At 64.6% G+C, this 24,998-nt stretch carries 26 protein-coding genes; 11 read left to right on the forward strand and 15 right to left on the reverse strand.

Features of this window, described 5'->3' with window-relative positions:
• Positions 1 to 84: 84 nt before the first annotated feature.
• Entirely contained in the window at positions 85 to 993 is a 909-nt protein-coding gene (locus AC1RUR_RS23675) for an amino acid ABC transporter substrate-binding protein (protein ID WP_492848384.1), read from the forward strand.
• A 101-nt stretch (positions 994 to 1,094) separates the two neighbouring features.
• Here the strand turns inward: AC1RUR_RS23675 and AC1RUR_RS23680 are convergent, their stop codons facing one another.
• Together AC1RUR_RS23680 and AC1RUR_RS23685 are read right to left on the reverse strand one after the other, a co-directional pair.
• The gene (locus AC1RUR_RS23680; RefSeq protein ID WP_492848385.1) at positions 1,095 to 1,598 is read right to left on the reverse strand and encodes a cupin domain-containing protein; all 504 of its coding nucleotides are present in this window, start codon (positions 1,596 to 1,598) and stop codon (positions 1,095 to 1,097) included.
• 29 nt (positions 1,599 to 1,627) lie between these two features.
• Entirely contained in the window at positions 1,628 to 2,107 is a 480-nt protein-coding gene (locus tag AC1RUR_RS23685) for a carboxymuconolactone decarboxylase family protein (RefSeq protein ID WP_492848387.1), read from the reverse strand.
• 54 nt (positions 2,108 to 2,161) lie between these two features.
• Here AC1RUR_RS23685 and AC1RUR_RS23690 point away from each other — a divergent pair, with 54 nt between their 5' ends.
• Complete coding sequence (locus AC1RUR_RS23690) at positions 2,162 to 2,692, forward strand: MarR family winged helix-turn-helix transcriptional regulator (protein WP_492848389.1); 531 nt, start codon at positions 2,162 to 2,164, stop codon at positions 2,690 to 2,692.
• Between the two features lie 27 nt (positions 2,693 to 2,719).
• On the opposite strand, the gene AC1RUR_RS23695 is transcribed toward AC1RUR_RS23690, so the two are convergent.
• From AC1RUR_RS23695 to AC1RUR_RS23705, 3 genes are all read right to left on the reverse strand, one after another.
• Positions 2,720 to 2,902, reverse strand: a complete 183-nt coding sequence (locus AC1RUR_RS23695) for a hypothetical protein (RefSeq protein ID WP_492848391.1) — start codon at positions 2,900 to 2,902, stop codon at positions 2,720 to 2,722.
• An 85-nt stretch (positions 2,903 to 2,987) separates the two neighbouring features.
• Positions 2,988 to 3,239 carry a hypothetical protein gene (locus AC1RUR_RS23700; protein WP_492848393.1) on the reverse strand — a complete coding sequence of 84 codons (252 nt, stop codon included), beginning with the start codon at positions 3,237 to 3,239 and terminating at the stop codon, positions 2,988 to 2,990.
• 71 nt (positions 3,240 to 3,310) lie between these two features.
• Positions 3,311 to 3,571 carry a hypothetical protein gene (locus tag AC1RUR_RS23705; protein WP_492848395.1) on the reverse strand — a complete coding sequence of 87 codons (261 nt, stop codon included), beginning with the start codon at positions 3,569 to 3,571 and terminating at the stop codon, positions 3,311 to 3,313.
• A gap of 135 nt (positions 3,572 to 3,706) precedes the next feature.
• Here AC1RUR_RS23705 and AC1RUR_RS23710 point away from each other — a divergent pair, with 135 nt between their 5' ends.
• Positions 3,707 to 4,936 (forward strand): lytic murein transglycosylase, encoded by a 1,230-nt coding sequence (locus tag AC1RUR_RS23710; RefSeq protein ID WP_492848397.1) that lies wholly within the window; start codon positions 3,707 to 3,709, stop codon positions 4,934 to 4,936.
• 6 nt (positions 4,937 to 4,942) lie between these two features.
• Here AC1RUR_RS23710 and AC1RUR_RS23715 read toward each other — a convergent pair whose 3' ends face one another.
• The 3 genes from AC1RUR_RS23715 to recJ form a co-directional block, all read right to left on the reverse strand.
• Entirely contained in the window at positions 4,943 to 5,740 is a 798-nt protein-coding gene (locus AC1RUR_RS23715) for an aldolase (RefSeq protein WP_492848399.1), read from the reverse strand.
• A gap of 108 nt (positions 5,741 to 5,848) precedes the next feature.
• Complete coding sequence (locus AC1RUR_RS23720; protein WP_492848401.1) at positions 5,849 to 6,658, reverse strand: SDR family NAD(P)-dependent oxidoreductase; 810 nt, start codon at positions 6,656 to 6,658, stop codon at positions 5,849 to 5,851.
• A 34-nt stretch (positions 6,659 to 6,692) separates the two neighbouring features.
• Positions 6,693 to 8,534, reverse strand: coding sequence for a single-stranded-DNA-specific exonuclease RecJ (gene recJ, locus AC1RUR_RS23725; RefSeq protein WP_492848403.1), 1,842 nt, complete (start codon positions 8,532 to 8,534; stop codon positions 6,693 to 6,695).
• Between the two features lie 287 nt (positions 8,535 to 8,821).
• Here recJ and AC1RUR_RS23730 point away from each other — a divergent pair, with 287 nt between their 5' ends.
• On the forward strand, positions 8,822 to 9,898 hold the full coding sequence (locus AC1RUR_RS23730; protein WP_492848404.1) for a methyl-accepting chemotaxis protein: 1,077 nt from the start codon (positions 8,822 to 8,824) through the stop codon (positions 9,896 to 9,898).
• A 157-nt stretch (positions 9,899 to 10,055) separates the two neighbouring features.
• Here AC1RUR_RS23730 and AC1RUR_RS23735 read toward each other — a convergent pair whose 3' ends face one another.
• The 6 genes from AC1RUR_RS23735 to AC1RUR_RS23760 form a co-directional block, all read right to left on the reverse strand.
• Positions 10,056 to 11,060: a 4-hydroxythreonine-4-phosphate dehydrogenase PdxA gene (locus AC1RUR_RS23735; protein WP_492848406.1), complete on the reverse strand. Its 1,005-nt coding sequence runs from the start codon at positions 11,058 to 11,060 to the stop codon at positions 10,056 to 10,058.
• Positions 11,057 to 12,607 carry a tripartite tricarboxylate transporter permease gene (locus AC1RUR_RS23740; RefSeq protein ID WP_492848408.1) on the reverse strand — a complete coding sequence of 517 codons (1,551 nt, stop codon included), beginning with the start codon at positions 12,605 to 12,607 and terminating at the stop codon, positions 11,057 to 11,059. The genes AC1RUR_RS23735 and AC1RUR_RS23740 overlap by 4 nt, the downstream gene beginning before the upstream one ends.
• Positions 12,608 to 12,616: 9 nt before the next feature.
• Positions 12,617 to 13,099 (reverse strand): tripartite tricarboxylate transporter TctB family protein, encoded by a 483-nt coding sequence (locus tag AC1RUR_RS23745; RefSeq protein WP_492848410.1) that lies wholly within the window; start codon positions 13,097 to 13,099, stop codon positions 12,617 to 12,619.
• Between the two features lie 227 nt (positions 13,100 to 13,326).
• Positions 13,327 to 14,319 carry a Bug family tripartite tricarboxylate transporter substrate binding protein gene (locus AC1RUR_RS23750; RefSeq protein ID WP_492848411.1) on the reverse strand — a complete coding sequence of 331 codons (993 nt, stop codon included), beginning with the start codon at positions 14,317 to 14,319 and terminating at the stop codon, positions 13,327 to 13,329.
• 50 nt (positions 14,320 to 14,369) lie between these two features.
• Positions 14,370 to 15,629, reverse strand: a complete 1,260-nt coding sequence (locus AC1RUR_RS23755) for a CaiB/BaiF CoA transferase family protein (protein ID WP_492848413.1) — start codon at positions 15,627 to 15,629, stop codon at positions 14,370 to 14,372.
• Positions 15,630 to 15,638: 9 nt separating this feature from the next.
• Positions 15,639 to 16,433 carry an enoyl-CoA hydratase/isomerase family protein gene (locus AC1RUR_RS23760; RefSeq protein WP_492848415.1) on the reverse strand — a complete coding sequence of 265 codons (795 nt, stop codon included), beginning with the start codon at positions 16,431 to 16,433 and terminating at the stop codon, positions 15,639 to 15,641.
• Positions 16,434 to 16,551: 118 nt separating this feature from the next.
• Here AC1RUR_RS23760 and AC1RUR_RS23765 point away from each other — a divergent pair, with 118 nt between their 5' ends.
• Entirely contained in the window at positions 16,552 to 17,217 is a 666-nt protein-coding gene (locus AC1RUR_RS23765; RefSeq protein WP_492848417.1) for a GntR family transcriptional regulator, read from the forward strand.
• 191 nt (positions 17,218 to 17,408) lie between these two features.
• Positions 17,409 to 18,380 carry an MBL fold metallo-hydrolase gene (locus AC1RUR_RS23770; RefSeq protein WP_492848419.1) on the forward strand — a complete coding sequence of 324 codons (972 nt, stop codon included), beginning with the start codon at positions 17,409 to 17,411 and terminating at the stop codon, positions 18,378 to 18,380.
• A 75-nt stretch (positions 18,381 to 18,455) separates the two neighbouring features.
• On the opposite strand, the gene AC1RUR_RS23775 is transcribed toward AC1RUR_RS23770, so the two are convergent.
• A complete protein-coding gene (locus AC1RUR_RS23775; RefSeq protein WP_492848421.1) occupies positions 18,456 to 19,511 on the reverse strand; it encodes a LacI family DNA-binding transcriptional regulator in 1,056 nt (351 codons plus the stop codon).
• A gap of 175 nt (positions 19,512 to 19,686) precedes the next feature.
• On the opposite strand from AC1RUR_RS23775, the gene AC1RUR_RS23780 reads away from it, so the two are divergent.
• The 5 genes from AC1RUR_RS23780 (at position 19,687) to AC1RUR_RS23800 (ending at position 24,901) form a co-directional block, all read left to right on the forward strand.
• Positions 19,687 to 20,919, forward strand: a complete 1,233-nt coding sequence (locus AC1RUR_RS23780; protein WP_492848423.1) for an ABC transporter substrate-binding protein — start codon at positions 19,687 to 19,689, stop codon at positions 20,917 to 20,919.
• Between the two features lie 30 nt (positions 20,920 to 20,949).
• Positions 20,950 to 21,744, forward strand: coding sequence for an SDR family NAD(P)-dependent oxidoreductase (locus AC1RUR_RS23785; RefSeq protein ID WP_492848425.1), 795 nt, complete (start codon positions 20,950 to 20,952; stop codon positions 21,742 to 21,744).
• Between the two features lie 39 nt (positions 21,745 to 21,783).
• Positions 21,784 to 23,409, forward strand: coding sequence for a flavin-containing monooxygenase (locus AC1RUR_RS23790; protein ID WP_492848427.1), 1,626 nt, complete (start codon positions 21,784 to 21,786; stop codon positions 23,407 to 23,409).
• A 275-nt stretch (positions 23,410 to 23,684) separates the two neighbouring features.
• Entirely contained in the window at positions 23,685 to 24,428 is a 744-nt protein-coding gene (locus AC1RUR_RS23795) for an SDR family oxidoreductase (protein WP_492848429.1), read from the forward strand.
• Between the two features lie 50 nt (positions 24,429 to 24,478).
• A complete protein-coding gene (locus tag AC1RUR_RS23800; RefSeq protein ID WP_492848431.1) occupies positions 24,479 to 24,901 on the forward strand; it encodes a cupin domain-containing protein in 423 nt (140 codons plus the stop codon).
• Positions 24,902 to 24,998 lie beyond the last annotated feature (97 nt).

Below are 24,998 nucleotides of genomic sequence, written 5' to 3' on the forward strand. Positions count from 1 at the left end.
CATCCGGATTTCCCCGAACCACCCGCCTTCTCTGGCCCCAGAATTGCTTTGCTTCCGGCAGGCTAACTGAAGGAAGGGAAGTACATGCGTAGTCTCACCACGGCGGCCGCTCTGGCCATCACGTTCGCCATACCGGTTCAGGCGCAGGAACTGACCGGCACGCTGAAGAAGATCAAGGAGACCGGTGCGATCACGCTCGGGGTCCGCGACAGTTCAGTGCCCTTCAGCTATATCGACGAGAAGCAGAAGACCGTCGGCTACGCCATCGACATCTGCATGAAGATCGTCGACGAGATCAAGGCCGAGCTGAAACTGGACAAGCTCGCGGTCAACGAGAACCTGGTGACGTCGTCCAACCGAATTCCGCTGATGGCGAACGGCACCATCGACCTCGAATGCGGCTCGACCACCAACAACGCCGACCGCCAGAAGCAGGTGTGGTTCACCAACACGCATTTCCTCACGGCGAGCCGCTTCGTGTCGAAGAAGGCCTCGAAGCTCGACCAGGTCGATGACCTCAAGGGCAAGGCCGTCGTCTCGGTCTCGGGCACCACCAACATCACCCAGCTCAACAAGGCCAACGCGGCACGCTCGCTCGGCATCACCGTGATGAACGCCAAGGACGTTCCCGAGGCATTCCTGATGGTCGAGACCGACCGCGCCGAAGCCTTCGTCATGGACGACATCCAGCTTGCGTCCATGATCGCTTCGTCGAAGGATCCGTCGCTCTACGCGATCAGCTCCGGCGCATTTTCCGATCCGGAGCCCTACGGCATCATGCTGCGCAAGGACGACGTGCCGTTCAAGACCGTGGTCGATCGCGCCACCGCAAAGCTCTACAAGAGCCCCGAGATCGAAAAGATCTACAACAAATGGTTCATGGAGCCGGTGCCGCCGCGCGGCCTGAACTTCCACGTCCCGATGCCGGTGTCGATGAAGAAGTCGTTCGAGCATCCGTCGGACAATCCCGATCCGGCGTCGTACGGAGGCTGACGAGAGAACGCGCTGACGCGTATCCCGGATGAGCGGGGCGACATCCGGGGATTCTCATCGCGACCGTTCTCCGGTGTCGCTTCGCTCACCCGGGCTACGGATCAATCCAGAAACGTCGTGAGCTGCGCACCCTCGTCCGCCACGAACACCGCGATCAATTCCGCCGGCTCCGTGGCGCTGGCGTTCGCCGACACCAGATGTGTCGCGCCCGGCGGCTCGAAGAACGACTGGCCGACCCCGAACGTCTCGACCGGGCCGCCGCCGAGCTGGGAGCGGATCTCCCCCTTGGTGACGTAGGCCGTCACCGATCCTGCGTGGCGATGCGGCCGCGAAAATCCGCCGGGGCCATAGAAGACGCGCACGATGGTGACGCGCTTGCCCGGCACGTTAGGCAGTGCGTAGGAGCCGATCGGCTCGACCTTGTCGAGCGGCGAGCTCTCCGCGGCTGTCGCGCAGAGCGGCGCCAGTACGCCGGAAACCGTGTCCATCGCCACCGGCAACGCCTTGCCGACCGCCAGCGCGCAGGCGAGCCCGCCGACAACGGCCAGCGCCATCGAGCGCGACGGCGCCGGGCGCTGTGTAGTGTTCAAACTCATTGCGGTCATGACAACCTCCCCTTGTTCGCTTTTGGCAATCAGGATGCCGCAGCATTCGTCGCGACCGGCCGCTTCGCCGGCGTCCAGCGATAGGCCGCGCCAAACCGATTCCAGACGTTGATGGAGGCGACCGCCGAGGTCAGGTACATCAGCTCGGTCTCGGAGAATTCGCGGGTCGCTTCCGCGTAGACCTCATCGCTGACGCCGTCGGGCAGGACGGTCAGGGCTTCGGCCCAGGCCAATGCCGCGCGCTCGCGCGTGGAAAAGACTGGCGCTTCGCGCCAGACCGCGACCAGATTGAGCTTGTCCAGGGGCACGCCGATCCGCTCCGAGAGCAGGATGTGATGCTGCAGGCAGAAGGCACAGCCGTTGATCTGCGAGGCGCGCAGCTTGACCAGTTCGAGGAGCTGCTTGTCCAGGCCCGCCTTGGCCGCAAGCTGCCCGAGTGCCAGCACCAGCTCATACGCATCGGGCGCGATTGTCTTGAAGTTCTCGTATTCGCTGCGGGCGTGTGACATTGCCGTGCACCTCGTGTTATTGTAAGAGTGCTTACATTGTATAAGAGCTCTTACATGCTGCGCAAGACGGCTAATATCACGAGATCGAAAGGCTTGCGGAAAGCCCCCGCGGCTTCCGACGACGGTGCCGTTCGCGTGCCCGCGCCGGGCGAAGGCAAGCGCGGAGAGCAAGGCTATCTCGGCTACCTGCTGCGCCAGGCCCATGCCGCGGTTCGCCTGACGATGGAGCGGACACTCGCCGATCTCGGCGTAACCTCGCCACAATTCGCCGTGCTGACCATGCTCAACGCCTATCCGGGCCTGTCGGGCGCCGATGTCGCCCGCCTCACCTTCCTGACGCCGCAGACCGTCGGCGTGATCATCCGCAACCTCGAACGCGACGGCGCGATTGCGATGACGCCTCATCCCGTCCACGGCCGCATCCAGCAATGGACGCTGACGCCGCGCGGCGCCACGCTGCTGAAGGCATGCAGGGAACGTGTGATTGCGCTGGAGAAGCGCCTCGCCAATGGCCTCGATGCCAAGGCCGAGCAAAGCATTCGCCGCTGGCTCGCAGGCATCGCGGCTGATCTGCAGGAGGACTAGGCGAACCGCGTCCGACGCGGGCTAAATCTAATCGCCGCCTCCTCCGTCACCGCCGTCACACCCGCCGGCATCGGAGAAATCGCCGCCCGCGTCGCCGCCGCCCTGAATGCCGCGGCCGAAATTCTCCGCGATGATCATCAGGATCACGACGAACAGCCCGGCGCCGAAGGGCCAGGGATTGGCGCGGATGATGTCGAACAGTTCGCTCACACGCGCATTCTGCGCCGACGGAAGCGAACCGACCGTAAAGTGACAGGCTTAAGATCGGGGTTATGCGACCGGGCGCAGCGGAGCCCTATTCACCCTTCAATACTTTCTTAACCTCGCCATCGGGCCAGGTCTCGTCTGCGGCGATCACCCGGACGCGGGTTTGGTCCGTTGCATTCACCAGCACATGTGAGCTCACCCGGTCGCTGCGGCGCTCCAGACGCAAATCGGTTTCTGGCTTCCAGCTCAGAGTGGTCGCGAGATCGCCGGGGAAAATCTGCCATTGCGATCCGTCGTCGAGCTCGACGACGTGGCTTTCCGCATGCGTGCGTATTTTCATCCTACCCCGAGTTCTCGATGAGCAGACAGCGTGCGGAAGCGGGCCCCGGCGCCAGCCGGGGCCTCGCTCCATCAGTCGTTATCGTGATGAATGACGGTCTTGCTGCGATTGCCGAATTCATCTTCCTTCTTGATCACCGTGGTGCGGTCCGCGGGCGCACGCTCCTTGATCACGGTGGTGCGATCGCGATCGCGGTCCCGCTCACGATACTCGTGGGACTGACCGACCGTCACGCCGGCGCCGACCGGGCCGACGTGAACGCCGACTTCGTCCGCGAACGCAGGGGCCGCGATGGCTGTGACCATGGCGGCAGCAAACAGACATTTCCGCATCTTGTCCTCCTCGATTGCGTGCAGGGGGAATGCGGGAGTGCGAGGCTTTGTTCCTGGGAACGCCGGGGCGATAGACCGTTCCTCCTGTTCCAGGAACCGACTCACAGGAGCCTTGTTTCCCGCTACAATGTGTCCATGAAACAAGCTGATTCCTCGGCCACGCCCACCCGCCGCGCCCTGCTGAGATCTGCGCTCGGCGCAGCGGCCCTGGTTGCGTCACCAACCTACGCCCTCGCCGCGCCGCCGGGCTTCGACGAATGGCGCGAATCCTTTCGCGCACGCGCGATGGCCAAGGGCATTTCGGCCGCGACCTGGCAGCGCGCGATGGGGCGGGTCGAGCCTGACATGAGCGTGTTCAAGCAGATGCGCAACCAGCCTGAATTCCACGAGCAGGTCTGGCAATACATCAACCGCCGCGTCTCCGACTGGCGCATCATCAACGGCAAGATCGCGCTGAAGAACAACGAGGCGCTGCTCGCACGCATCGAGCGTGATTTCGGCGTCGAACGCGGCACGCTGCTGGCGCTGTGGGGCGTCGAGTCCGCCTATGGCGATCCGCTGGTGCAGCAGAACCACATGACGCCGGTGTTTGCCTCGCTCGCCGCGCTCGCCTGGAACGAGCCGCGCCGCAAAGCCTATTGGGAGACCGAGCTGGTCAACGCCCTGCGCATCGTCGACAAGGGCTGGAGCACGCCGGAGGAGATGAAGGGCTCCTGGGCCGGCGCGATGGGGCATTCGCAGTGGATGCCGGAAGTCTGGCTCAATGTCGGCATCGACTATGACGGCGACGGCAAGGTCTCGCCGTTCGGCAAGCCCGACGATGCGCTGGGATCGACGGCAAAATATCTCGTCAATCGCGGCAAGTGGCGCCGCGGCGAGCATTGGGGCTACGAGGTGCGAGCATCAGGCGACATGAGCGGAAGCCGCACCTATGCGGCCTGGCAGGCGGCGGGCGTCACCCGCGCCGACGGCCAGCCGTTTCCGCAAGCCTCCGCGACCGCACAGATGTGGACGCCGGTCGCGGGCGGGCCAACCTTTCTGCTCGGGCCGAATTTCTACTCGGTGAAGAGCTACAATCCCTCGATGAACTACGCGCTGGCGATCTGCCATCTCGGCGACCGCTGCCTCGGCGCGCCGCCCTTCATCCAGCCCTTTCCCGGCTCCGAGCGCGCGCTCACGCTCGCCGAAGTGCAGGAGATGCAGACGCGGCTGACCAAGGCCGGGTTCGACACCGGCGGCACCGACGGTCGCGTCGGCAACGACACCATGAAGGCGATCAAGGATTTCCAGCAGCGCGCGGGGATCATGCCCGCCGATGGCTATGGCGGGCTGAAGGTGCTGGCGAAGCTGCGGCAGGGCTCGTAGCCCGGCTCAGTGCCGGTACTGCGGCTCCTCGGCATCAAGCTGGCGCCGGACGGCTGCGAGATGCAGCCGCGCGGATTCGGAGTCGCCTTCGCGCATCTGCCTGTAGGTTTCTGCGGCAATCGCGGGATCGACCGGCAGCACCTTGCGGCCCGTCGACATCGCCAGCACCTGCACCTCGGCGGCGCGCTCGAGATAGTAGAGATCGTCCCAGGCTTCCGCGATGGTCGGCGCCAACACCATCACGCCGTGATGTTTCATGAAGACGATGTCGGCATCACCCACGGCCGATGCAATGCGCGCCCCCTCGCGGTTGTCCAGCGCGAGACCGTTATAGTCGCGATCGACCGCGGTGCGGCCGTAAAACTTCAGCGCGGTCTGGCCGGCCCAGATCAGGGGATCGCCCTCAGTCATCGACAACGCGGTCGCATAGGGCATGTGGGTGTGGAATGCGACCTTGGCGCGCGGCAGCAGCCTGTGCATCTCCGCATGGATGTAGAACGCGGTCGCCTCGGGCACGCCCTCGCCGTCGAGCACGTTGCCATGGAAGTCGCAGATCAACAGTTTTGACGCAGTGATTTCGCGGAAGGCGTAGCCGTAGGGATTGACGAGGAAGAGGTCGTCATGACCGGGCACCACGGCCGAGAAGTGGTTGCAGATGCCTTCCTCAAAACCATTGCGCGCGGCCATGCGGAAGCAGGCGGCGAGATCTTCGCGCGCGGTGCGGATCGCGTCGGTGGCAAGGTCCGGCCGGTTCGAGCGGAATGGCGCGGGCGAGGAAGAAGACGAGTGAAGGCTGTGCGCCATGGCGAAGGAAACCCCTGTCGGTCGGAAGCTCCTCGCCTTCTACAGGGCCGACGCCGGCGCGTCAGCCCCTGCGGGCGCCACCCTGCCCTTCACAGCCCGCGCGGCGGCCTATTGCCGCCGCGGCACCCCGCCGGCGTTCATGCCGCCGTCGATCACGAGCTCGCTGCCGGTGACGTAACGCGAGGCATCGGACGCCAGATACAGCACGCCCGAGGCAATCTCCGCGGCCTGCCCGGCGCGGCCGAGCGGCGTGACGGCCCTGGCGCGTTCCTCCGGGTCGATCGGCGCATTGCCCTGGTTGCCGGAGGCGCCCGTCGGGATCTTGCCCCAGATCGGCGTATCGATGATGCCGGGATGGACGGAGTTGACGCGGATACCGTCGCCGGCCGCCGCGCACTCCATCGCGATCGATTTCGCAAACAGCCGCACGCCGCCTTTGGTCAACGAATAGGCCGAGAGGCCCGGCGATCCGCGCAGGCCCGCGAGCGAGGACATCATGACGATCGAGCCGCCGCCGGTCTTGCGCATCAAGGGCAGGCAATGTTTCACCGAGAGAAACACGCCGTCGAGATTGATCGCATTCTGCTTACGCCAGTCGCTGAGCGTCATGTCGACGATCGAGGGCACGGCAATGCCGATGCCAGCGTTGGAGACCATGATATCGAGCCGGCCGTAGCGCTTTGCGATCTCGGCGACGATCTCGATCCAGCGCTCCTCGCTGGTGACGTCCTGCTCCAGGAATATCGCTTTGCCATCAGCTTTTGTAATGCGCTTGGCCAGCTCCGGTCCGCGCAGCTCGTCGATGTCGGTGATGACGACCGTGGCGCCCTCGCGCGCGAACAGCTCGACAATAGCCTCGCCAATGCCGGAAGCGCCGCCCGTCACCAGCGCAACCTTGCCCTCAACCTGCCCTGCCATGTTCACTCCCTTTTTTTGTTGTCTGAGGCCGTTGTTATCTAATCACGGATGGCCCCTGGTCCGGTAGCGCGACATCGACAACGCGGAATTGCACCCGCTCGGCGCCCTGGTAGCGGTCGACCGACAATGATCCCGCGACATGCAATTGCTGGCCGCGATTGGCGAGCAGCGCATTGCCGAGCTTTTGTCCCACGGAGCGGAATGCAATGCCGTTGACGATCGCACCGTCACCCGACTTGAAGCGCAGACGCAGATGCGCCTGGCCGACCTCGTCGGCATGGACGAGCTGATGCGCCGGCAGCGCCAGCACGGCTTCCGGATTACCGCTGCCGAAGGGACCGGCACGGTTGAGCGTGGCCGCTAGCTCCGTCGTCACGGCCCGCGCGGAGACCGCGCCGTCGATATAGAGCTCGTTGACGTGGCGTGCCTCGGCGACGTCGCGGCTCAGCGCATTTTCGAGATAGGCGCGGAATTCGGCGAGCTTCTCCTTGCGCAGCGTCACGCCCGCGGCCATCGCGTGGCCGCCGCCCTTGAGCAGAATCCCGTCGGAGACCCCCTGCCGCACCGCCTTGCCGATATCGACGCCGGCAATCGAACGGCCCGAGCCGGTGCCGATGCCGCCGGGCTCGAGCGCAATCGCAAAGGCCGGTCGCGAAAACTTCTCCTTCAGGCGGGAGGCGACGAGGCCGACCACGCCGGGGTGCCAGCCCTCGGATGCCGTGACGATCACGGCGAGCTTGTCCTCGAGCCCGATCGAGGCCAGCGCCTCGGCCTCGGCCTGCGCTTCCGCCGCCTGCTCGATGACGCGGCGTTCGCTGTTGAGGCGGTCCAGCTCGGCGGCGATCCGCGCGGCCTCGACGCTGTCGCCTTCCAGCAAGAGCCGCACGCCGAGATCGGCACGGCCAATGCGGCCGCCGGCATTGACGCGCGGCCCCAGCATGAAGCCGAGATGCCAGGCCTCCGGTGGGCCGTTCAGCCGCGCCACGTCCATCAGTGCGGTGTGGCCGACATGATCACGCCGCCGCATCGCGATCAGCCCCTTGGCGACGAAAGCGCGGTTGAGGCCGATCAGCGGCGCGACATCGGCGACCGTGCCGAGCGCGACGTGATGCAGCATGCCCAGGAGATCAGGCTCGGGCATCTCGGAGGTCCAGAAGCCGCGCTGGCGCAATTCACGGTTGACCGCGACCAGCGTCACCAGCACGAGGCCGACGGCGGCGAGATGGCCAAGACCGGAGAGATCGTCGAGCCGGTTCGGATTAACCAGCGCGTCGACCACCGGCAGCTCCGTGCCGGCCTGGTGATGGTCGATCACGACGACGGACATGCCGAGGCGCTTGGCCTCGGCAAGCGGCTCGATGCTGGTGGTTCCGCAATCGACGGTGACGAGCAGCGTCGCGCCCTTGGCCGCCAGGCCGCGAACGGCTTCAACGTTTGGGCCATAGCCCTCAAAAATGCGGTCGGGAATGTGGATCAACGGGTCAAGCCCGCAGTGGCGCAGATGCCAGGCCAGCAGCGCCGCCGAGGTCGCACCGTCGACGTCGTAGTCGCCGAAGATCGCGACCGTCTCGCCCTTCTCGGCCGCATCCGCGATCCGCTTGGAGGCGGCTTCCATCTCCGTCACAGTGAAAGGGTCCGGCAGCAGCTTTCGGATGGTCGGGTCGAGGAAGTCAGGCACTGCGTCGATGTCGACCCCGCGCCCCGCCAGCACCCGCGCCAGCAGCTCCGGCAATTGGTGGCGCTGCACGATGGCCAGCGCCCTGGCCGCCCCGCGAGCGTCCAGCCGGTCGCGCCACAGCTTGTCCGTGAGCGAGCGCGCGACGCCCAGGAACGCCTGGGGCGCTTCGACGGGCAAGGCGGTGGCGGGCGGCGTCATGACAGGCGGCTATCTGTTGGGAACTCGAGGCTCGGGCGATCACGCTAGGCGCCCGGTCACTGGCTTCGGGGATTGGCCGGGAAAGCCCGGCGAATTGCAACGGCTGCGGGGCATAAAGCGGTGGATGGCCGGCTGACAGGCCGGAGTGACTACCATTTAGGCATTCCGCCGAACAGCAAATTAAGCAGGCGTTAGGCGGAATCCTCGAAAAAGAATCGTATTCGATCTGTAATTTGTTGTTCCGGGTTCGTTGCAGATCAGACCTCATTGCCAAGGGAAGTCCCCCGATGTCTGCTGCGCTGGGTCTGAAAGCCAAGCCGATTGCCTCCGAACCCGCTGACGATGATTCCGACATTTCCGCGCTGATCAACCGCCTCACCGCGGAGGTCAACCAGATCGCGGTCGACAAGACCAAGGCGATCCAGCAGATCACCAACCAGATGAAGATGCTGGCGCTGAACGCGCTGATCGAGAGTTCACGGGCCGGCGCGCAAGGCGCGGGCTTCGCGGTGGTGGCGCAGGAGGTGCGCGGCGTCGGCCAGCAGGTCGAAACCATCGCGCGCGAGCTCGAAAGCCAGCTCACCAAGCGCACCGGCGACCTCGTCTCCTCGATCGACCGGATGAGCCAGCGTTCGCGCGGCGAGCGCATGGTCGATCTTTCGCTGAACGCCGTCGAGCTGATCGACCGCAACCTCTATGAACGCACCTGCGACGTGCGCTGGTGGGCGACCGACTCCGCCGTGGTGGATTGCGCGGCCTCGCCTGCCCCCGCGGCTGTCACCTATGCCTCGCAGCGCCTCGGCGTCATCCTCGGGGCCTACACCGTCTATCTCGATCTCTGGCTCTGCGACCTCGACGGCAACGTCATCGCCAACGGCCGCGCCGACCGCTTTCGCGTCGTCGGCCAAAACGTCGGCCACACCAAATGGTTCCGCGAGGCCAAGACCTTGCGCTCCGGCGACGACTATGTCGCCGGCGATGTCGAGAACCAGCCGCTGCTCGGCAACGCCCAGGTCGCGACCTATTGCGCCAGCGTCCGCGCCGGCGGCCAGGCCAACGGTGCGCCGATCGGCGTGCTCGCCATCCATTTCGATTGGGAGCCGCAGGCCCGCGCCATCGTGCAAGGCGTGCGCGTCGGCGACAGCGACAAGGCGCGCGTGCTGCTGGTCGACTCCAATTTCCGCGTCATCGCCGCCTCCGACGGCCAGGGCATCCTGAGCGAGCGCATCTCGCTGTCACTGAACGGCCAGCGCTCCGGGTTCTATCAGGACCGCACGGGCACGATGGTCGCGTTCCACGCCACACCCGGCTACGAGACCTATCGGGGGCTCGGCTGGTATGGCGTGATCGTCTGCGGGGCCTGAGGCCGCCCGATCAAGAACCGCGAAAACAACCCCATGCACAGTAGGCGAAGGGTTGTTTTCGTTGACGTTTTGCCTTCCGTCAAAGCGCTTTGACACGTCGGGCAAAACAGCGGCATTCCGCCATCATTGAGAAGCTCGAAAACGCGCTCCGGCGCAGTCACGCAGCGCGTCGCGCCGCCATCTCCGCCGCGAGCAGCAGCGCGGCGCGGCTGGCGCCGATCGAAGCGATCCCCTGGCCTGCGATGTCGTAGGCGGTGCCGTGGGCGGGTGTGCAGATCGGGAACGGGAAGCCGCCGAGCAAGGTCACGCCGCGATCGAACCCCATCAGCTTCATCGCGATCTGGCCCTGGTCGTGATACATCGTCAGCACCGCATCGAAGGCGCCGGCCTTGGCGCGCAGAAACACGGTGTCGGCCGGGAACGGCCCCTCCGCGGCAATGCCCTCGCCCTGACCGGCTGCGACCACCGGCGCAATGATGTCGATCTCCTCGCGGCCGAAATTGCCGCCGTCGCCGGCATGCGGATTGAGACCAGCAACAGCAATCCGCGGCTGCGCGAAGCCGGCGTTGCGCATGCAGGCATCGGTCAGCCTGAGCGCACGGTGGATACGTTCGCTCGACAGCTTTGCAGCGACATCCTTCAACGGAATGTGGGAGGTGACGCGCGCGTTCCAGAGCCGGTCCAGCACGTTGAATTCGCTGGCCGGCGTCTTGAGGCCGACGACCTCCGCCGAAAACGCAATCTCGTCGTCGTACGCGGCGCGGGCAAGCCGCATCGCCTGCTTGTTGAAGGGGGTGAAGCAGACGGCATCGACGCGGCCGTCGCGGCCGAGTTCGAGGGCGTGCCGGTAATTGGCGAGCGCGAATTTGCCGCCGGCGAGGGTCGCGGTCTTCGGCTCGACATCCCCGGGGTCCAGGTGGCGAAGATCGACAAACAGCGCATCGCCTTGCGCAGATCGAAGGTCGGCCCCCTGCTCCACCACGGCCAGGTCCGGCTTGACGCCCGCAATGCGCGCGCCCTCGTCGAAGACCCGGCGGTCACCGATCACGACGAGCCGGCTGCTGGCGCGGATGTCATTCTCCGCCACGAGCTTCGCGGTCAGCTCCGGGCTGATGCCGGCGGGATCTCCCATCGCCAGTGCAATGAGCGGCTTTGCGGTCATATGATCACCTTTTCTCGATCCGTGTCTTGGGCTGTCGTCTCATTGGCGGATGGCGCGGGCCTGCGCAGCAAACGCGCGAGCTGCAACGCGAGCGGAAGCAGCAGCAGCGCGATGCCGGCCACGATCAGGCACGTCACCAGCTTGTTCGCAAAGAAGATCCCGAGCGATCCCTTCGACATCAGCATCGACTGCCGGAACGCATCCTCGGCCTTGTCGCCGATGACGATCGCCAGAACCAGCGGCGCCAGCGGATAGAACAGCTTCTTGAAGAGATAGCCGACGATTCCGAAGCCAAGCATCATCACCACGTCGAGATAGGAGTTCGACACCGAATAGGCGCCGACGACGCAGATGATCACGATCAGGGGCGCAATGATCACGAACGGAATCCGCATCAGGGCGGCAAAGACCGGGACGGTCAGCAGCACCAGCACCACGGCGACGATATTGCCGACATACATCGAGGCGATCAGGCCCCAGACGAAATCCTTGCTGTCGACGAACAGCATCGGCCCGGGATTGAGACCCCAGATCATCAGCCCGCCCATCATGACGGCCGCGGTCGCCGAGCCGGGAATGCCGAGCGAGAGCATCGGCAGCAGCGCGCTGGTGCCGGCGGCATGATCGGCCGTCTCCGGCGAGATGATGCCTTCGACCTCGCCGGTGCCGAAGTAGCGGCCGCGGCGCGAGAAGCGGCGGGCGATGCCGTAGCTCATGAAGGATGCGGCCGTCGGGCCGCCCGGCGTGATCCCCATCCAGCAGCCGATCGCGGCGCTGCGCAGCAACGCAACGCTGTGACGCGGCAGGCGGCCGACCGCGCGAAACACCTCGCGCCAATCGATCTTCGAGGAGACGGCGCGGGCATGGAATTCCTCCTCGACGGCGACCAGCAGCTCACCGATGCCGAACAGGCCCATCACAGCGACGACGAAATTCACCCCCTTGACCAGTTCGTCGATACCCATGTTCAGGCGGACGCTACCCGACACGGTGTCGATACCGATGGCGGCGATCGCAAAACCGATCGCGAGCGCCACGACGGTCTTGACCGGTGCCGCCCCGCCCATGCCGACGAAGCTCGCAAAGGCCAGGAAATAGACCGCGAAATATTCCGCAGGTCCGAAGGCGAGCGCGACCTGCGCCACCCAGGACGCGAGGAAAGTGATCAGGATGACGCCGACCAGCGCCCCGAACGCAGCCGAGCCGAAGGCGGTCGCCAGCGCCGTCGTCGGCCGGCCGTCGCGCGCCATCGGATAGCCGTCGAAGGTGGTTGCGACCGAGGACGGCTCGCCGGGGATGTTGAACAGGATCGAGGTCACCGATCCCCCGAACAGCGCGCCCCAATACATGCTGGAGAGCAGGATGATCGCCGACACCGGCTGCATGCCGAAGGTCAGCGGCAGCAGCAGTGACACCCCGTTCGGCGCACCCAGCCCCGGCAACACGCCGACGAGAATGCCGAGCAGCACGCCCACCGCCATCAGGAGCAGATGCGGCATGGTGACCGCGATGGTGAAGCCGTGCAGGAGTTCTCCGAGATTATCCATCGGCCGCCCTCAGAAGCCGAGCGCGGCGGCAAGCGCGCCATGCGGCAGGCTGACCTGGAACATGCGCTCGAACACGACATAGAGCGCGAGCGCCGTCGCGCCGGCCATCGCCAGCGCGCGCGGCACGGATTGGTGCCTCGGAATCGCCAGCACCGCGAAGACATACAGGCTCGAGGCAACGTACATCCCGGCCAGCGGGATCGCGGCCACGAAGATCGCGGCCGGCACGAACAGGCCGGCAAGCCGGCGCAGCTCGATCGGCGTGATCGCGATGGGAACGCTCGCGAGCGTGGTAGCCGGCAGAAGACCCCGCACCAGATTGTAGAGGCTGCCGAGCACGATGATGACGCCGGTCAGGAACGGGAACGTGCCGGAATCCACGCCCGCGCTCGACCAGCCGATGCCGTTGTCGAGGCTGGAGACGACGACGGCCACGCCAAAGCTGCCGGTGAGGATTGCAGTCGCAAGTTCAAGCGCGCGGCGCGATATCATCAGGGGCTCCGGTCAGGCCACGCACAGTGGCCGGTTATGGCGCACGTGTTTTACCGGCGTTCGCTGTCGTCCCGGCGAAGGCCGGGACCCATAACCCCAAGGCGGAGTTTGACGAGGACTTGACGTTAAATCCACATCGGTACGACGACCAACACTCCTCGATAGATCACGCGGTATGGCTCCCGGCCTTCGCCGGGACGACGGAAGGGTTTGAGGCGTGCCCCGCCTCACTTGATCAGCCAGCCCTGCTCGCCCGCAACCTGCTTGACGTGCTCGAGGTCCTCCTTGATGAACTTGTCGAACTCGGCGCCGGTCAGGAACGTGTCGACCTGCGAGGTCTTCTCGATGTAGTCCTTCCATTCCGGCGTCGCCTGCACCTTCTTCATGAGATCGACATAGAACGCGGCCTGGTCCGGCGTGACCTTGCCGGGCAGCCACACCGTCCGCGGCTGCTCATATTGCTTGATGTCGAGCCCCTGCTCGGCGCAGGTCGGAACGTCGCTCCACCCCTCACTCGCGGTGACCTTGGGGCCTTGCGGCAGCCGCTTCGGGCTGAAAACGCAAAGCGGTCGCTGCGTGCCGCCACGCCATTGCCCAAGGCTCTCGCTGGGATTGTTGACGTGGGAGTCGAGGTGTCCGCCGGCGAGCTGCACGGCGGTCTCGGCGCCGCTCTTGAAGGGGATGTAGGTCAGCTTGACCTGACCGGCCTTCTCGATCATGCGCGTCAGCACCTCGTCGGTGTCCTTCGATTGCGCACCGCCCATCTTGAATTCGCCCGCTGCGGCCGCCTTCAGATAGTCTCCCGCCGTCTTGTAGGGCGCATCCTGCTTGACCCAGAGCAGGAACTCGTCCTGTGCCATCGCCGCGATCGGGGTGAGATCGGTGTAGTTGAAGGCGACCTTGGAGACGAGCGGCTGCTGCCAGGCGTTCGACGTTCCGAAAATCACCTTGTGGGGATCGCCCGAGGACGCCTTGCCGTAAACATAGCCTTCGGCGCCGCTGCCGCCGCCCTTGTTGACGACGACGATGGGCTGGTCCGTCAGCTTGTACTTGGTGATGATGTTCTGCACCGCGCGCGCGAGATTGTCGGTGCCGCCGCCCGGCCCGGCAGTGGCCACGAACTCGATCGGCTTTTGCGGTTGCCAGGCCGCAAACGCCGGGACTGTGCCGGCGAGCACGGTCGCGGCGGCGGAAAGCAGGAATGTTGACGTCCGACCCATGATTTCCTCCAGCTTTTGTGTTCTGTTTTATTTGTCGTATCGACGTCCGGTCAGGCGACGCGTTCCTCGCGTCTGACTGAGCCCAAGACGATAGCGCCTTCTTTTGCGAGCGCTTCGATCTGCGTCTGGTCGAGCCCGTGCTCGGCCAGCACCTCGCTTGTGTGCTCACCGTAGACCGGCGCACCCGTGCGCACTTTGCCCGGGGTCTCCGAAAACTTGACGGGAAGCCCGATCGTCTTCACGGGGCCGAGCGTGGAGTGCTCGACCTCGACGACCATCTCACGCGCCAGCGTCTGGGGATCGCGGAGCGCTTCCAGCATGTCGTGCACGGGGCCGCACGGCACGCCCTTCTCGTCCAGTGCCGCCAGCCAATGCGCCCGCGATTTGGTGCGGAAACGCTCGCTCAGGACCGCTTCGAGCTCCTTCAGGTTCGCCATGCGGTCGGCACCGTTGACGAAGCGCGGATCGGCGGCGAGCTCACTCGCACCGAGCGCTTCCAGCATCAAGAGCCAGTGCTTCTTGTTGGCGCCGCCGACCACCAGCCAGCCGTCCGAGGCCTCGAACGCCTGGTACGGCGCGTTGAGCGGATGGGCCGAGCCCATCGCGCGCGGCGCGGTACCCGCAGCCAGCGCGATCGTCGACTGCCAGTAGGTCTGGACCAGCGCAGCCTCGTAAAGCGAGGTCTCGACCCACTGCCCTTCGCCGGTCTTCAGACGATGCGTGTAGGCGGCCAAAATTCCCATGCTCGCGAGCAGGCCGGCGGTGATGTCGGACAGCGGCGGACCGCATTTCACGGGCGGACCGTCAGGTCGCTCGCCGGTAAAGCTCATGATGCCGCTCATGGCCTGCGCGACCAGGTCAAAACCGCGGCGATTCTTGTAAGGGCCGGTACGGCCGAAACCCGACAGTGAGCAATAGATCAGCGACGGATGCTGCTTGTGCAGCTCCTCGTAGCCGAAGCCGAGGCGCTCCATGGCGCCGGGCGCAAAGTTCTCGACCAGCACGTCGGCACTTGCGATCAGCCGCCGCAGCACCTGCTTGCCGCCTTCGGTCTTGAGGTCCAGCACGATGCCGCGCTTGTTGCGGTTCATCATCAGGAAGGAGGCCGCCTCCTCGCCGATCTTGGGCGGCACGGAGTGGCGGGTGTCGTCGCCATTCGGCGACTTCTCGATCTTGATGACGTCAGCGCCCATGTCGGCGAGCATCAATGTGCAGGTCGGCCCCGCCATGACATGGGTGAGATCGACGACCTTGAGGCCGGCCAGCGGTCCCTGATGGCGCGAGGTGGATTGCGATCGATCGCTTTGCATCGGGGGGTCCTATTGACCGCGCCACTGTGGCGCGCGCTTGTTGAGGAAAGCATCGAGCCCTTCGCGAAAATCCTGGCTCGTGTAGCACATCAGGATGAGGTCTTCGCCCTCGTCCCGCGTCAGCCGCCTTTGCAGGCGGGCCACCGCCTGCTTGGTCGCGGTCAGTGTCAATGGCGCGTGGCTGGCCAGGAGCCGGGCGACCTCGTCGGCGCGCCTGTCGAGTGCAGCAAGATCCGCGACGACCTCGCCGAGCAGCCCGACGCTTGCGGCTTCCGTGGCCTCGACGAGGCGCGCGGTGAAGATCAGGTCCTTGACGCGCGCAGCACCAATCAGCGCGGTGAGCCGACTGACATTGGACATCGACAAGCAATTGCCGAGGGTGCGAGCGATGGGAAATCCGATTTTCGTGCTGCTGGTGCCGATGCGCAGGTCGCAGGCCGCGGCGATGCCCGCGCCGCCGCCGGTGCAGAACCCGTTGATCGCGGCGATGGTCGGCACGCGGCACTGCTCGAGCGTGGAGAGCACGCGGTCGATCCGGTTCTCGTAGTCGATGGCGTCCTGAGGTGTCTTGAACTCGCGGAACTGGTTGATGTCGGTGCCCGAGGCAAAGGCCTTGTCGCCGGCCCCGCGCAGCACCAGCACCTTGATCGATGGATCGTCGTTGGCCTCTTCGCAGATCGCCGCGAGGCGCTCGTACATGGCGAAGGTGAAGGCATTGCGGGCCTGCGGGCGGTTGAAGGTGATCCGCCCGATGCCGTCCGTGCATTCAAAAACGAGGTCGTCCGCCTCCGCCGTGTGGTCCATTTCCTCATGTCCTCTTGTTTTTTACATTTTTGAATGCAAAACCTCTAATTATCAAGCTGGAACTTCCGAATATCAGCCGATAACTTCATTTTTGCATTCAAACCGGAGCGACGCTGTCATGCTTCACGAGGAGGTCGTCGGCCGCATCCGCGCCATCCTGCTCGACGGCGAGATCCCGCCAGGCGCGCGGATTCCCGAGCGCGAACTGTGCGAGAGGCTCGATATCTCGCGCACGCCGCTGCGCGAAGCGCTCAAGGTGCTGGCCGCCGAAGGCCTCGTGCAGCTGCTGCCCCATCGCGGCTCGCGCGCAGCGAAACTGACCGACAAGGACGTGCGCGACCTGTTCGAAGTCTGCCAGGGGCTCGAAGCGCTCGCCGGCGAGCTCGCCTGCGAGCGCATCACCGACGCGGAGATCGACGAGATCGCCGCCGCGCATGCGGAGATGGTGCAGCATTATCGCGCGGGCGATCTGATCCAGTACTATCGGGGCAACCGCACCATTCACGAGGGCATCGTCGCCGCCGCTGGAAACCCCGCACTGACCGGGCTCTACGCCTCCGTGACCGCGCGCATCCGCCGCGCGCGCTATGTCACGCCGATGACGCCGCAGCGCTGGGCGTTTGCCGTGATGGAGCACGAGGCAATCCTGAACGCATTGCAGCGGCGCGATGGTGCCGGCCTCTCGCACATTCTGCGTGCGCATCTCCGCCACAAGCGCGAAGAGGTGTTGCAGGCCGGCTTTGCCGAAATGGAAGGCAACGACCGCGCGCTGAGAATTGCGTGAGATTTCTGTGAGGCGGATTTGGAGAACACAATCGCGACACAATCATTGATTGTTTCTTATCCAGCCCGGGATTATCGCCAATCCGTTTCCTCTTGCGAGCCTGTTTGAACCGGCGCAGCATCGCGCTGCCGGCCTAAGGCCGCATCACGCGCGAAAAAGCGCGCGGATCAAAACAGAAAATGGAGGAACGAATGACACCCGATGTCTCACGTCGATCCCTGCTCGCACTCGGCGCCGGCCTTGGCGCCAGCGCACTCCTTGGCGGCAGTGCGATGGCACGCGCTCCCAAGCTGGGCACCCAGACTCCCTACTGGCACCGCTTCATTCTCGGCGACGCCGAGGTGACCGTCGTGTCCGACGGACCGCTGCCGCTCGGCGATCCCTCCGGCACCTTCACCGGCGTTCCCAAGGAAGACGTGAAGAAGATGCTCGCCGACAATTTCCTGTCCCCGGACAATGTCGTGCTCGAGCAGAACTCGCCGATCGTGAACACCGGCGACAAGCTGATCCTGTTCGATACCGGCATGGGCAGCTCCAAGATGTTCGGCCCCACCACCGGCCGACAGCAGAAGAGCATGATGGAAGCCGGCATCAAGCCGGAGGACATCGATGCCGTGGTCTGCTCGCACGCGCATATCGACCACATCGGCGGCATCGTGGATGCCAACAACAAGCCGCTGTTCCCGAACGCGCAGATCTACATCTCCCAGATCGATTTCGACTTCTGGACCGATGAAGGCAAGCTCGGCAGCGCCGCCAAGGACTTCGTGGTTCACGCCCGCAAGAACCTGCTGCCAGTCCGCGACCGCATCAAGTTCTTCAAGGACAACGAGGAATTCCTGCCCGGCGTGCAGGCCATCTCTGCGCCCGGTCACACCGTCGGCCACACCATCTTCATGGTCAGTTCGGCCGGCAAGTCCTTTGCCTTCCTCGGCGACCTCTCGCACCATTCCGTGCTGCTGCTGGAGCGGCCACGCATGGAATTCTCCTACGACACGGACCCGAAACAGGCAGCCGAGACGCGCGTCAAGCTGCTCACCATGCTCGCGGCCAACAAGGTCCCCGTGATGTCCTATCACTTTGCCTGGCCTGGCTACGGCCACGTCGCCAAGGCCGGCGACGGCTTCCACTACTATCCCGAGCCGATGCAGATGACGCTGTAAATTATCGGACCCGGTCCGGGCGGCGCATATGTCGTCCGGGGCGACAGGCGGAACGTGCGCAAATTCGCGTCCTGGTCACCGAAGCCGGTGATCAGGACGTGCGGGCGCAGCACAAGAATGACGCAAGATAAATCTGGTCGGCAGGTAGACTGGCCGCGTATCAACCGGCCCATTGATTTCGCTGATCCTGTCGAGGAGCATCCGCGCGCCCGCTCGGCCCATCTCGCCCAGGTCCCAGGTGAGCGATGTGACGGCCGGCGTGGCGTACCGCGCGAGGTCGGTATCACCGACACAAACGACCGAGACATCTTCGGGATAACGCAGCCCATTGCTGGCCAGCGCGTCGAGTACGCTCGCGAGCATGTGCGTTCCCAGGGTGATGATCGCGGTGGGCGGACTGCGACCTTGCAACAATTGGCAAACGTCGCTGAAGGCAATGCTCGTCGAGTGCAGTTGCGGTCGGATCAGATCGCAATCGACTTCGACGCCCGCCTCGAAATGAGCGCGACGATAACCTTCAAGACGCTCCGACGTCGGCAGCAAGGCAGCGCGTCCCGTCAGTAGCGCGATGCGGCGGTGACCGAGCCCAATCAGGTAGCGCGTCACCTCGAAGCTCCCACCGCGATGGTCGGCGCGAACCGACGGCAGTCCGGGCGCGTCGCGATCGATCCCGACGCACGGCAAATCGAGTGCCGCGAGCGCCGAGGCGAAGCCCTCGTGGCCATTGTCGCCGGCGAACAGCAATAGCCCATCCATCTGCCGTCGGCGCACGGCAGACAGGAACGCAGTCTCGCGCTCCTCCTCGTGCCGCGTGGTACCGAGCATCATGACGTAGCCGGCGCGCCGAAATTCATCCTCCGCGGCGTTGATCATGTCGGTGTAGAGCGGGTTCGAGATGTCAGCCACCATGCAGCCGATCGTGTTGGTGGCGCGCGAGCGCAACGCCTGTGCAGCCGACTGCGGTTCGAAGCCAAGACGGTCGACGGCGCGCATGATCCGCGCGTGCAATTCAGGACGGATGTAGGGGGCGCCGTTCAAGACGCGACTGACGCTCGAGACCGAGACGCCAGCTTGCGCGGCGACGTCGCGAATGGTCGGTCGGGTGATCGGGCGTGATCGAGCTCTGGCCATGAACCTTGCGCGGGTCACCCCGCTGTTCCGTTTGATTTGCCCATAATATCAAATCGTTATCATAATAGAAATGCCATTTATGACTTACCCTGTAAATATGCCCGACCGAATTCTTGATAACGTTTCCAGACTATGTCACAGACGGGATCGGGAGCCGATGCCAAGGAATCAAAAAATGCACACATATCTCGTTCGTGGCGCGTCCATCGCGCTGGCCGCCGTGCTGGTGGCTGCCGCACCGGCGCAAGCCGAGAAAACCTACGACCCCGGCGCGTCGGATACCGAGATCAAGATCGGCAACATCATGCCGTACAGCGGTCCCGCCTCCGCCTTCGGTTCAATCGGAAAAGCGGAAGCGGCCTACTTCCGGATGATCAACGACCAGGGCGGCGTCAACGGCCGCAAGATCAATTTCATTTCCTATGACGACGGCTTCTCGCCGCCGAAGACCGTGGAGCAGGCGCGCAAGCTCGTCGAGAGCGACGAGGTTCTGGCGGTGTTTGGACCGCTCGGCACGCAAACCAACGCCGCCATCCAGAAATATTTGAACAGCAAGAAAGTGCCTCAACTGTTTGTCGCCACTGGCGCAACCCGCTGGGGCGATCCGAAGAACTATCCCTGGACGATCGGCTGGCAGCCCAACTACCAGAGCGAGGGGCGAATCTACGCCCGCTACATTCTCGATCACTATCCCAACAGCAAGATCGCAATACTCTGGCAGAATGACGATGCCGGCAAGGACGCCTTCAAGGGCATGCGCGACGGCCTCGGCGACAAGGCCGGCATGATCGTCGCCGACAAGTCCTACGAGCTGAGCGATCCCACCATCGATTCCCAGATCGTCGCGCTATACTCGTCGGGCGCCGATATTCTGTTCTCGTGGACGGCGCCGAAAGCATCGGCCCAGGCGATCAAGAAGGTCGCCGAGATCAACTGGAAGGCCAAGTTCTTCCTCTCCAGCACGTCGACATCGGTCTCAGCCGTGATGAAAGTCGCAGGCGCCGACAATTCGAAAGACATCATTTCAACGGTCTATTTGAAGGATCCGACGGATTCGGCCTGGAAGGATGATGCCGAGGTGACGGAATGGCATGCGTTCATGGACAAATATCTGCCGGACGCCAACAAGGCAGATGGCGGCAACGTCTATGCCTACGCCATGAGCCAAACGCTCGTTCAGGTGCTCAGACAGTGTGGCGACAACCTGACGCGCGAGAACATCATGAAGCAGGCCGCGAACCTGAAGGGCTTCGCGCCGAAAATGATGCTGCCCGGCATCAAGATCAACACCGGCGCCGACGACTTCTTTCCGATCGAGCAGATGCAATTGATGCGGTTCGACGGAGAAGGCTGGAAGCTGTTCGGCGACATCATCACCGGTGAAGTCGGACACGACGCGTCACGCTAGGTCCAGGGGCGCAACGAGAGGAGCGAGCCGATGACCGGACGGGTCGAAGGAAAGGTCGTGCTGGTGACTGGTGCCGCCAGCGGAATCGGTCGGAGCGCCGCCCTGCTCCTTGCAAGAGAAGGTGCGCGGATCGCCGCGACCGATTTGCAGGACGAACAGGGCGCGACCCTGCTGAGGGAGCTCAGGGGCAGCGGCTGTGACGCCGAGTACTACCATCACGACGTGACGCGCGAAGATGATTGGCGAACCGTCGTCGCGACGGTGCGCGCACGGTTTGGCCGGCTCGATGTGCTTGTCAACAATGCCGGCATCGGCCTCTCGGGTCCGGTCACCGAGATGTCCTTCGAGGACTGGAAACGGCAGATTGCCGTCAATCTCGACGGCGTCTTCCTCGGTGTCAAACACGCGCTCCCCCTGATGCGCGCCGGCGGTGGCGGCAGCATCATCAATGTCTCCTCGATCGCCGGCATCAAGGCTTCGCCGAATGTCTCGGGCTATTGTGCGACCAAGGGCGGGGTCAGGCTGTTCACGAAATCCGTGGCGCTCGAATGCGCAGCCGCCAAGGATGGCGTGCGTGTCAATTCGCTGCATCCCGGCATCACCGAAACGGCGATCTGGGACACGTTGATCGGCACCACCGACGATGGCTCGAACGAGAAGCCACGCGGTGCGACACTGGACAAGCTGACGGAGCGCGCCGTCCCGCTCGGATACAAGGCGACGCCCGACGACATCTCGAACGGCATTCTCTGGCTCGCGAGCGATGAAAGTCGCTACGTCACGGGTGCCGAGCTCGTCATCGACGGCGGCCGATCGATCGCGTGATATTTCCCGGACAGTTGGCCGGCTCAGCGAAGGACAGTGATGGCAAGGACAACGGCGCAAGAAGGCTGGATCGACAAGACGAAGACGACGGACTACGACGCAGTCGTGGTCGGCGCAGGTTTCGGCGGACTCTATGCGCTGTATCGGCTGCGTGCACTGGGGCTCTCCGTGATCGGGATCGACAGTGCGCCCGAGGTCGGTGGCACCTGGTACTGGAACCGCTATCCCGGCGTCCGCTGCGACGTGCCCAGCCTTTACTACTGCTACACCTGGTCCGATGAATTGCGTCGAGGCTGGCGATGGTCGGAGAAATACGCGGCCCGCGACGAGATCCTCAGATATGCGCGGCACGTCGCCGACCACTTCGAGCTGCGAGAGCTGATCCGCTTTGAGACCCGCGTGACCGCCGCGGCGTTCGACGAAGCGACCGGACTCTGGCTCGTATCGACGGATCGAGGCGACCGGATTCGCGCCCGCTTCTGCATCATGGCGACTGGCGCCCTCTCGGTCCCCAACACTCCGAAAGTGCCAGGTCTCGAAGAATTTCGCGGCGCGGTTTACCACACCGCGCGCTGGCCCGAGCACGAGGTCGACTTCTCCGGCTTGCGCGTCGGGGTGATCGGAACAGGCTCCTCGGGGGTCCAGGCGATTCCGCTGATCGCGCAGCAGGCCGCGCAGCTCACGGTCTTCCAGCGCACGCCGAACTATTCCGTTCCGGCACGCAATGCGCCGTTGCTCGATGAAGACTTTGCCAGGTTCGAGGCCGACTTTCCGGCCTATTTGCAAAGCCTCGAGAGCCCGCATTACGGGCGCGTCAACTCCTCCGCATGGGAGGCGCCTGTTCCATCCCGCGACGAGCAGTGGCAGCGCTACGAGGAACTCTGGCAGCAGGGCGGCGGCGGCTTTCTGTTCGCCTTCCCGAACCTGCTGACTCACGAGGAGGTCAACGACGTTGCTTGCGATTTCGTTCGCCACAAAATTCGAGGGATCGTCAAGAACCCGAAGACCGCGGCGGCGCTCAGCCCGACGGACTATCCGCTCGGCGTCAAGCGCATCTGCGTCGATACCAACTATTACGAGACGTTCAACCGGCCAAATGTCGAGTTGGTCAACCTGCGGGAGCAACCGCTGCAGGAATTCACCAACGACGGCATCAGGACGTCGATGCACGAATTCGGGCTCGACGCGCTCGTGTTCGCAACCGGCTTCGACGCCGTTACGGGAGCGCTGCTGGCCGTGGATATCCGCGGACGCGACGGCCGCTCGCTGCGCGAGGCATGGGCCGAGGGACCGAGTGCCTATCTCGGCATCGGTGTCGCCGGCTTTCCCAATCTCTTCATCATCACCGGTCCCGGCAGCCCGTCCGTGATCGGCAACGTCATCGCCGCTTGCGAGCATCACGTCGACTGGCTGACGGGCTGTATCGACCATATCCGCGAACAGAATCTGCAATTTGTCGAACCGGAGCCGGCCGCCGAGCTCGCCTGGATGATTCACGTCGGTGAGGTGGCGGCACGAACGCTGTTTCCGAAGGCCAATTCCTGGTATCTCGGAGCCAATATCGCCGGCAAACCGCGTGTCTTCATGCCGTATGTCGGCGAGGGTTACCGCTTCAAATGCGCGGAAATTGCCCAACGAGGCTATCAGGGCTTTCGCCTGAGCTGACCCGACGCACTCTCTGCAAGGCTGGGGCGGCGCGCGTGGCAACGTTCATGCGGCACGCGGTGCGCCCTCACGACGGAGGGGAAAGATCCCTTACCAATCCCCCTCGCCCCGCAGCGACACTTCTGGAGCATTTTTCGGCAAGGCAGGCCCGTTCCAGGCAAGAGCTCGCCCCATTGATCGGGTATGACTCGCCTCGCATCATGGTCATCGATGCGAGTGCGTAACGAGCCGCTGGCCTTCGCCACTCGCGTCGCAAAATGCCGGGGAGACATGCCATGAAGATCGTCGTGATCGGCGGAACCGGATTGATCGGATCCAAGCTCGTGGCGAAGCTCAGGCAGCAGGGCCACGAGGCCGTGGCGGCCTCGCCAAGATCGGGCGTGAATGCCGTCACCGGGGAAGGCCTCGCCGCCGCGCTCGCGGGTGCGGATGTCGTGGTCGACGTCGCCAACGCGCCGTCCTGGGAGCCCGCGGCCGTGCTCGACTTCTTCCAGCGTTCGAGCCAGAACCTCGCGACGACCGAGGCCGCAGCTTCCGTCAAGCATCATGTCGCGCTGTCGATCGTGGGAACCGATCGATCGCCCGACATCGCTTATTTTCGTGCCAAGCTCGCGCAGGAGGCCATCGTCAAGGCATCTCCGGTGCCCTACTCGATCGTTCGCGCCACGCAGTTTTTTGAATTCCTCGGGGCCATTGCGGAGACGGGCGCGGCCGACGGCCGGATCGTCATGCCATCGGCGCTGTTTCAGCCGATCGCATCCGACGACGTGGTCGCTTCCCTCGCGGAGGTCGCGACGGGACGGCCGCTGAACGGCACGATCGATATCGCGGGACCGGAAAAGGCCCCCTTCAACGAGTTCGTCGCGCGCCGCCTGAAAGCGTCCGGCGACAGCCGTCCGGTGGTGGGAGACGCCAAGGCGCCGTATTACGGCTCCCCCATCGCGGACACATCGCTGGTCCCGCTCGGCGAGGCGCGGCTGGGAAAAACGCCGCTCGCAACGTGGCTCGCGACGGCCTGAGCCTCTGCCGCTGCCCGATGCATCGTAACCACGGCAATGAAGGAATTCCCATGCGCAGACTGCTGATCGCAACGGCGGCGTGTGCCGCATTCGTCCTGGCGCCCCATGCAGCCGAAACGCAGCCGGCGGCAAAGTCGGCCAAAGTGGCCGTGGTGTTTGACCAGGTCCTGCCGAATGCCCCCGGCAAGAGCATAAAGGGCGTGCTGGTCGAGTATGGCCCCGGAGGCTCCTCACCGGCCCACACCCATGCGCGCTCGGCGTTCATCTATGCGACCGTGCTGGAAGGAGCGATACGAAGCCAGGTCAATGACGAGCCCGCCAAGGTCTTCCACAAGGGCGAGAACTTCTTCGAGAAGCCCGGCGACCGCCATGCCGTCAGCACCAATGCCAGCGATACCGAGCCGGCGAAGCTGCTCGCCGTCTTCGTGGTGGACACAGCCGATACCCAGCTGACGACGCCGATCGCGAAGTAGACGGCGATCCCGCTATTCCGCGGGCCCCGCAACATCAAGGAACTTTGGCACTGCAGCGTCCGTCGGGGCACCGGAGACTATCCGCAGGACCCGAACC

It is taken from the genome of Bradyrhizobium sp. GW821-FHT12B03 (genome assembly GCF_058807535.1).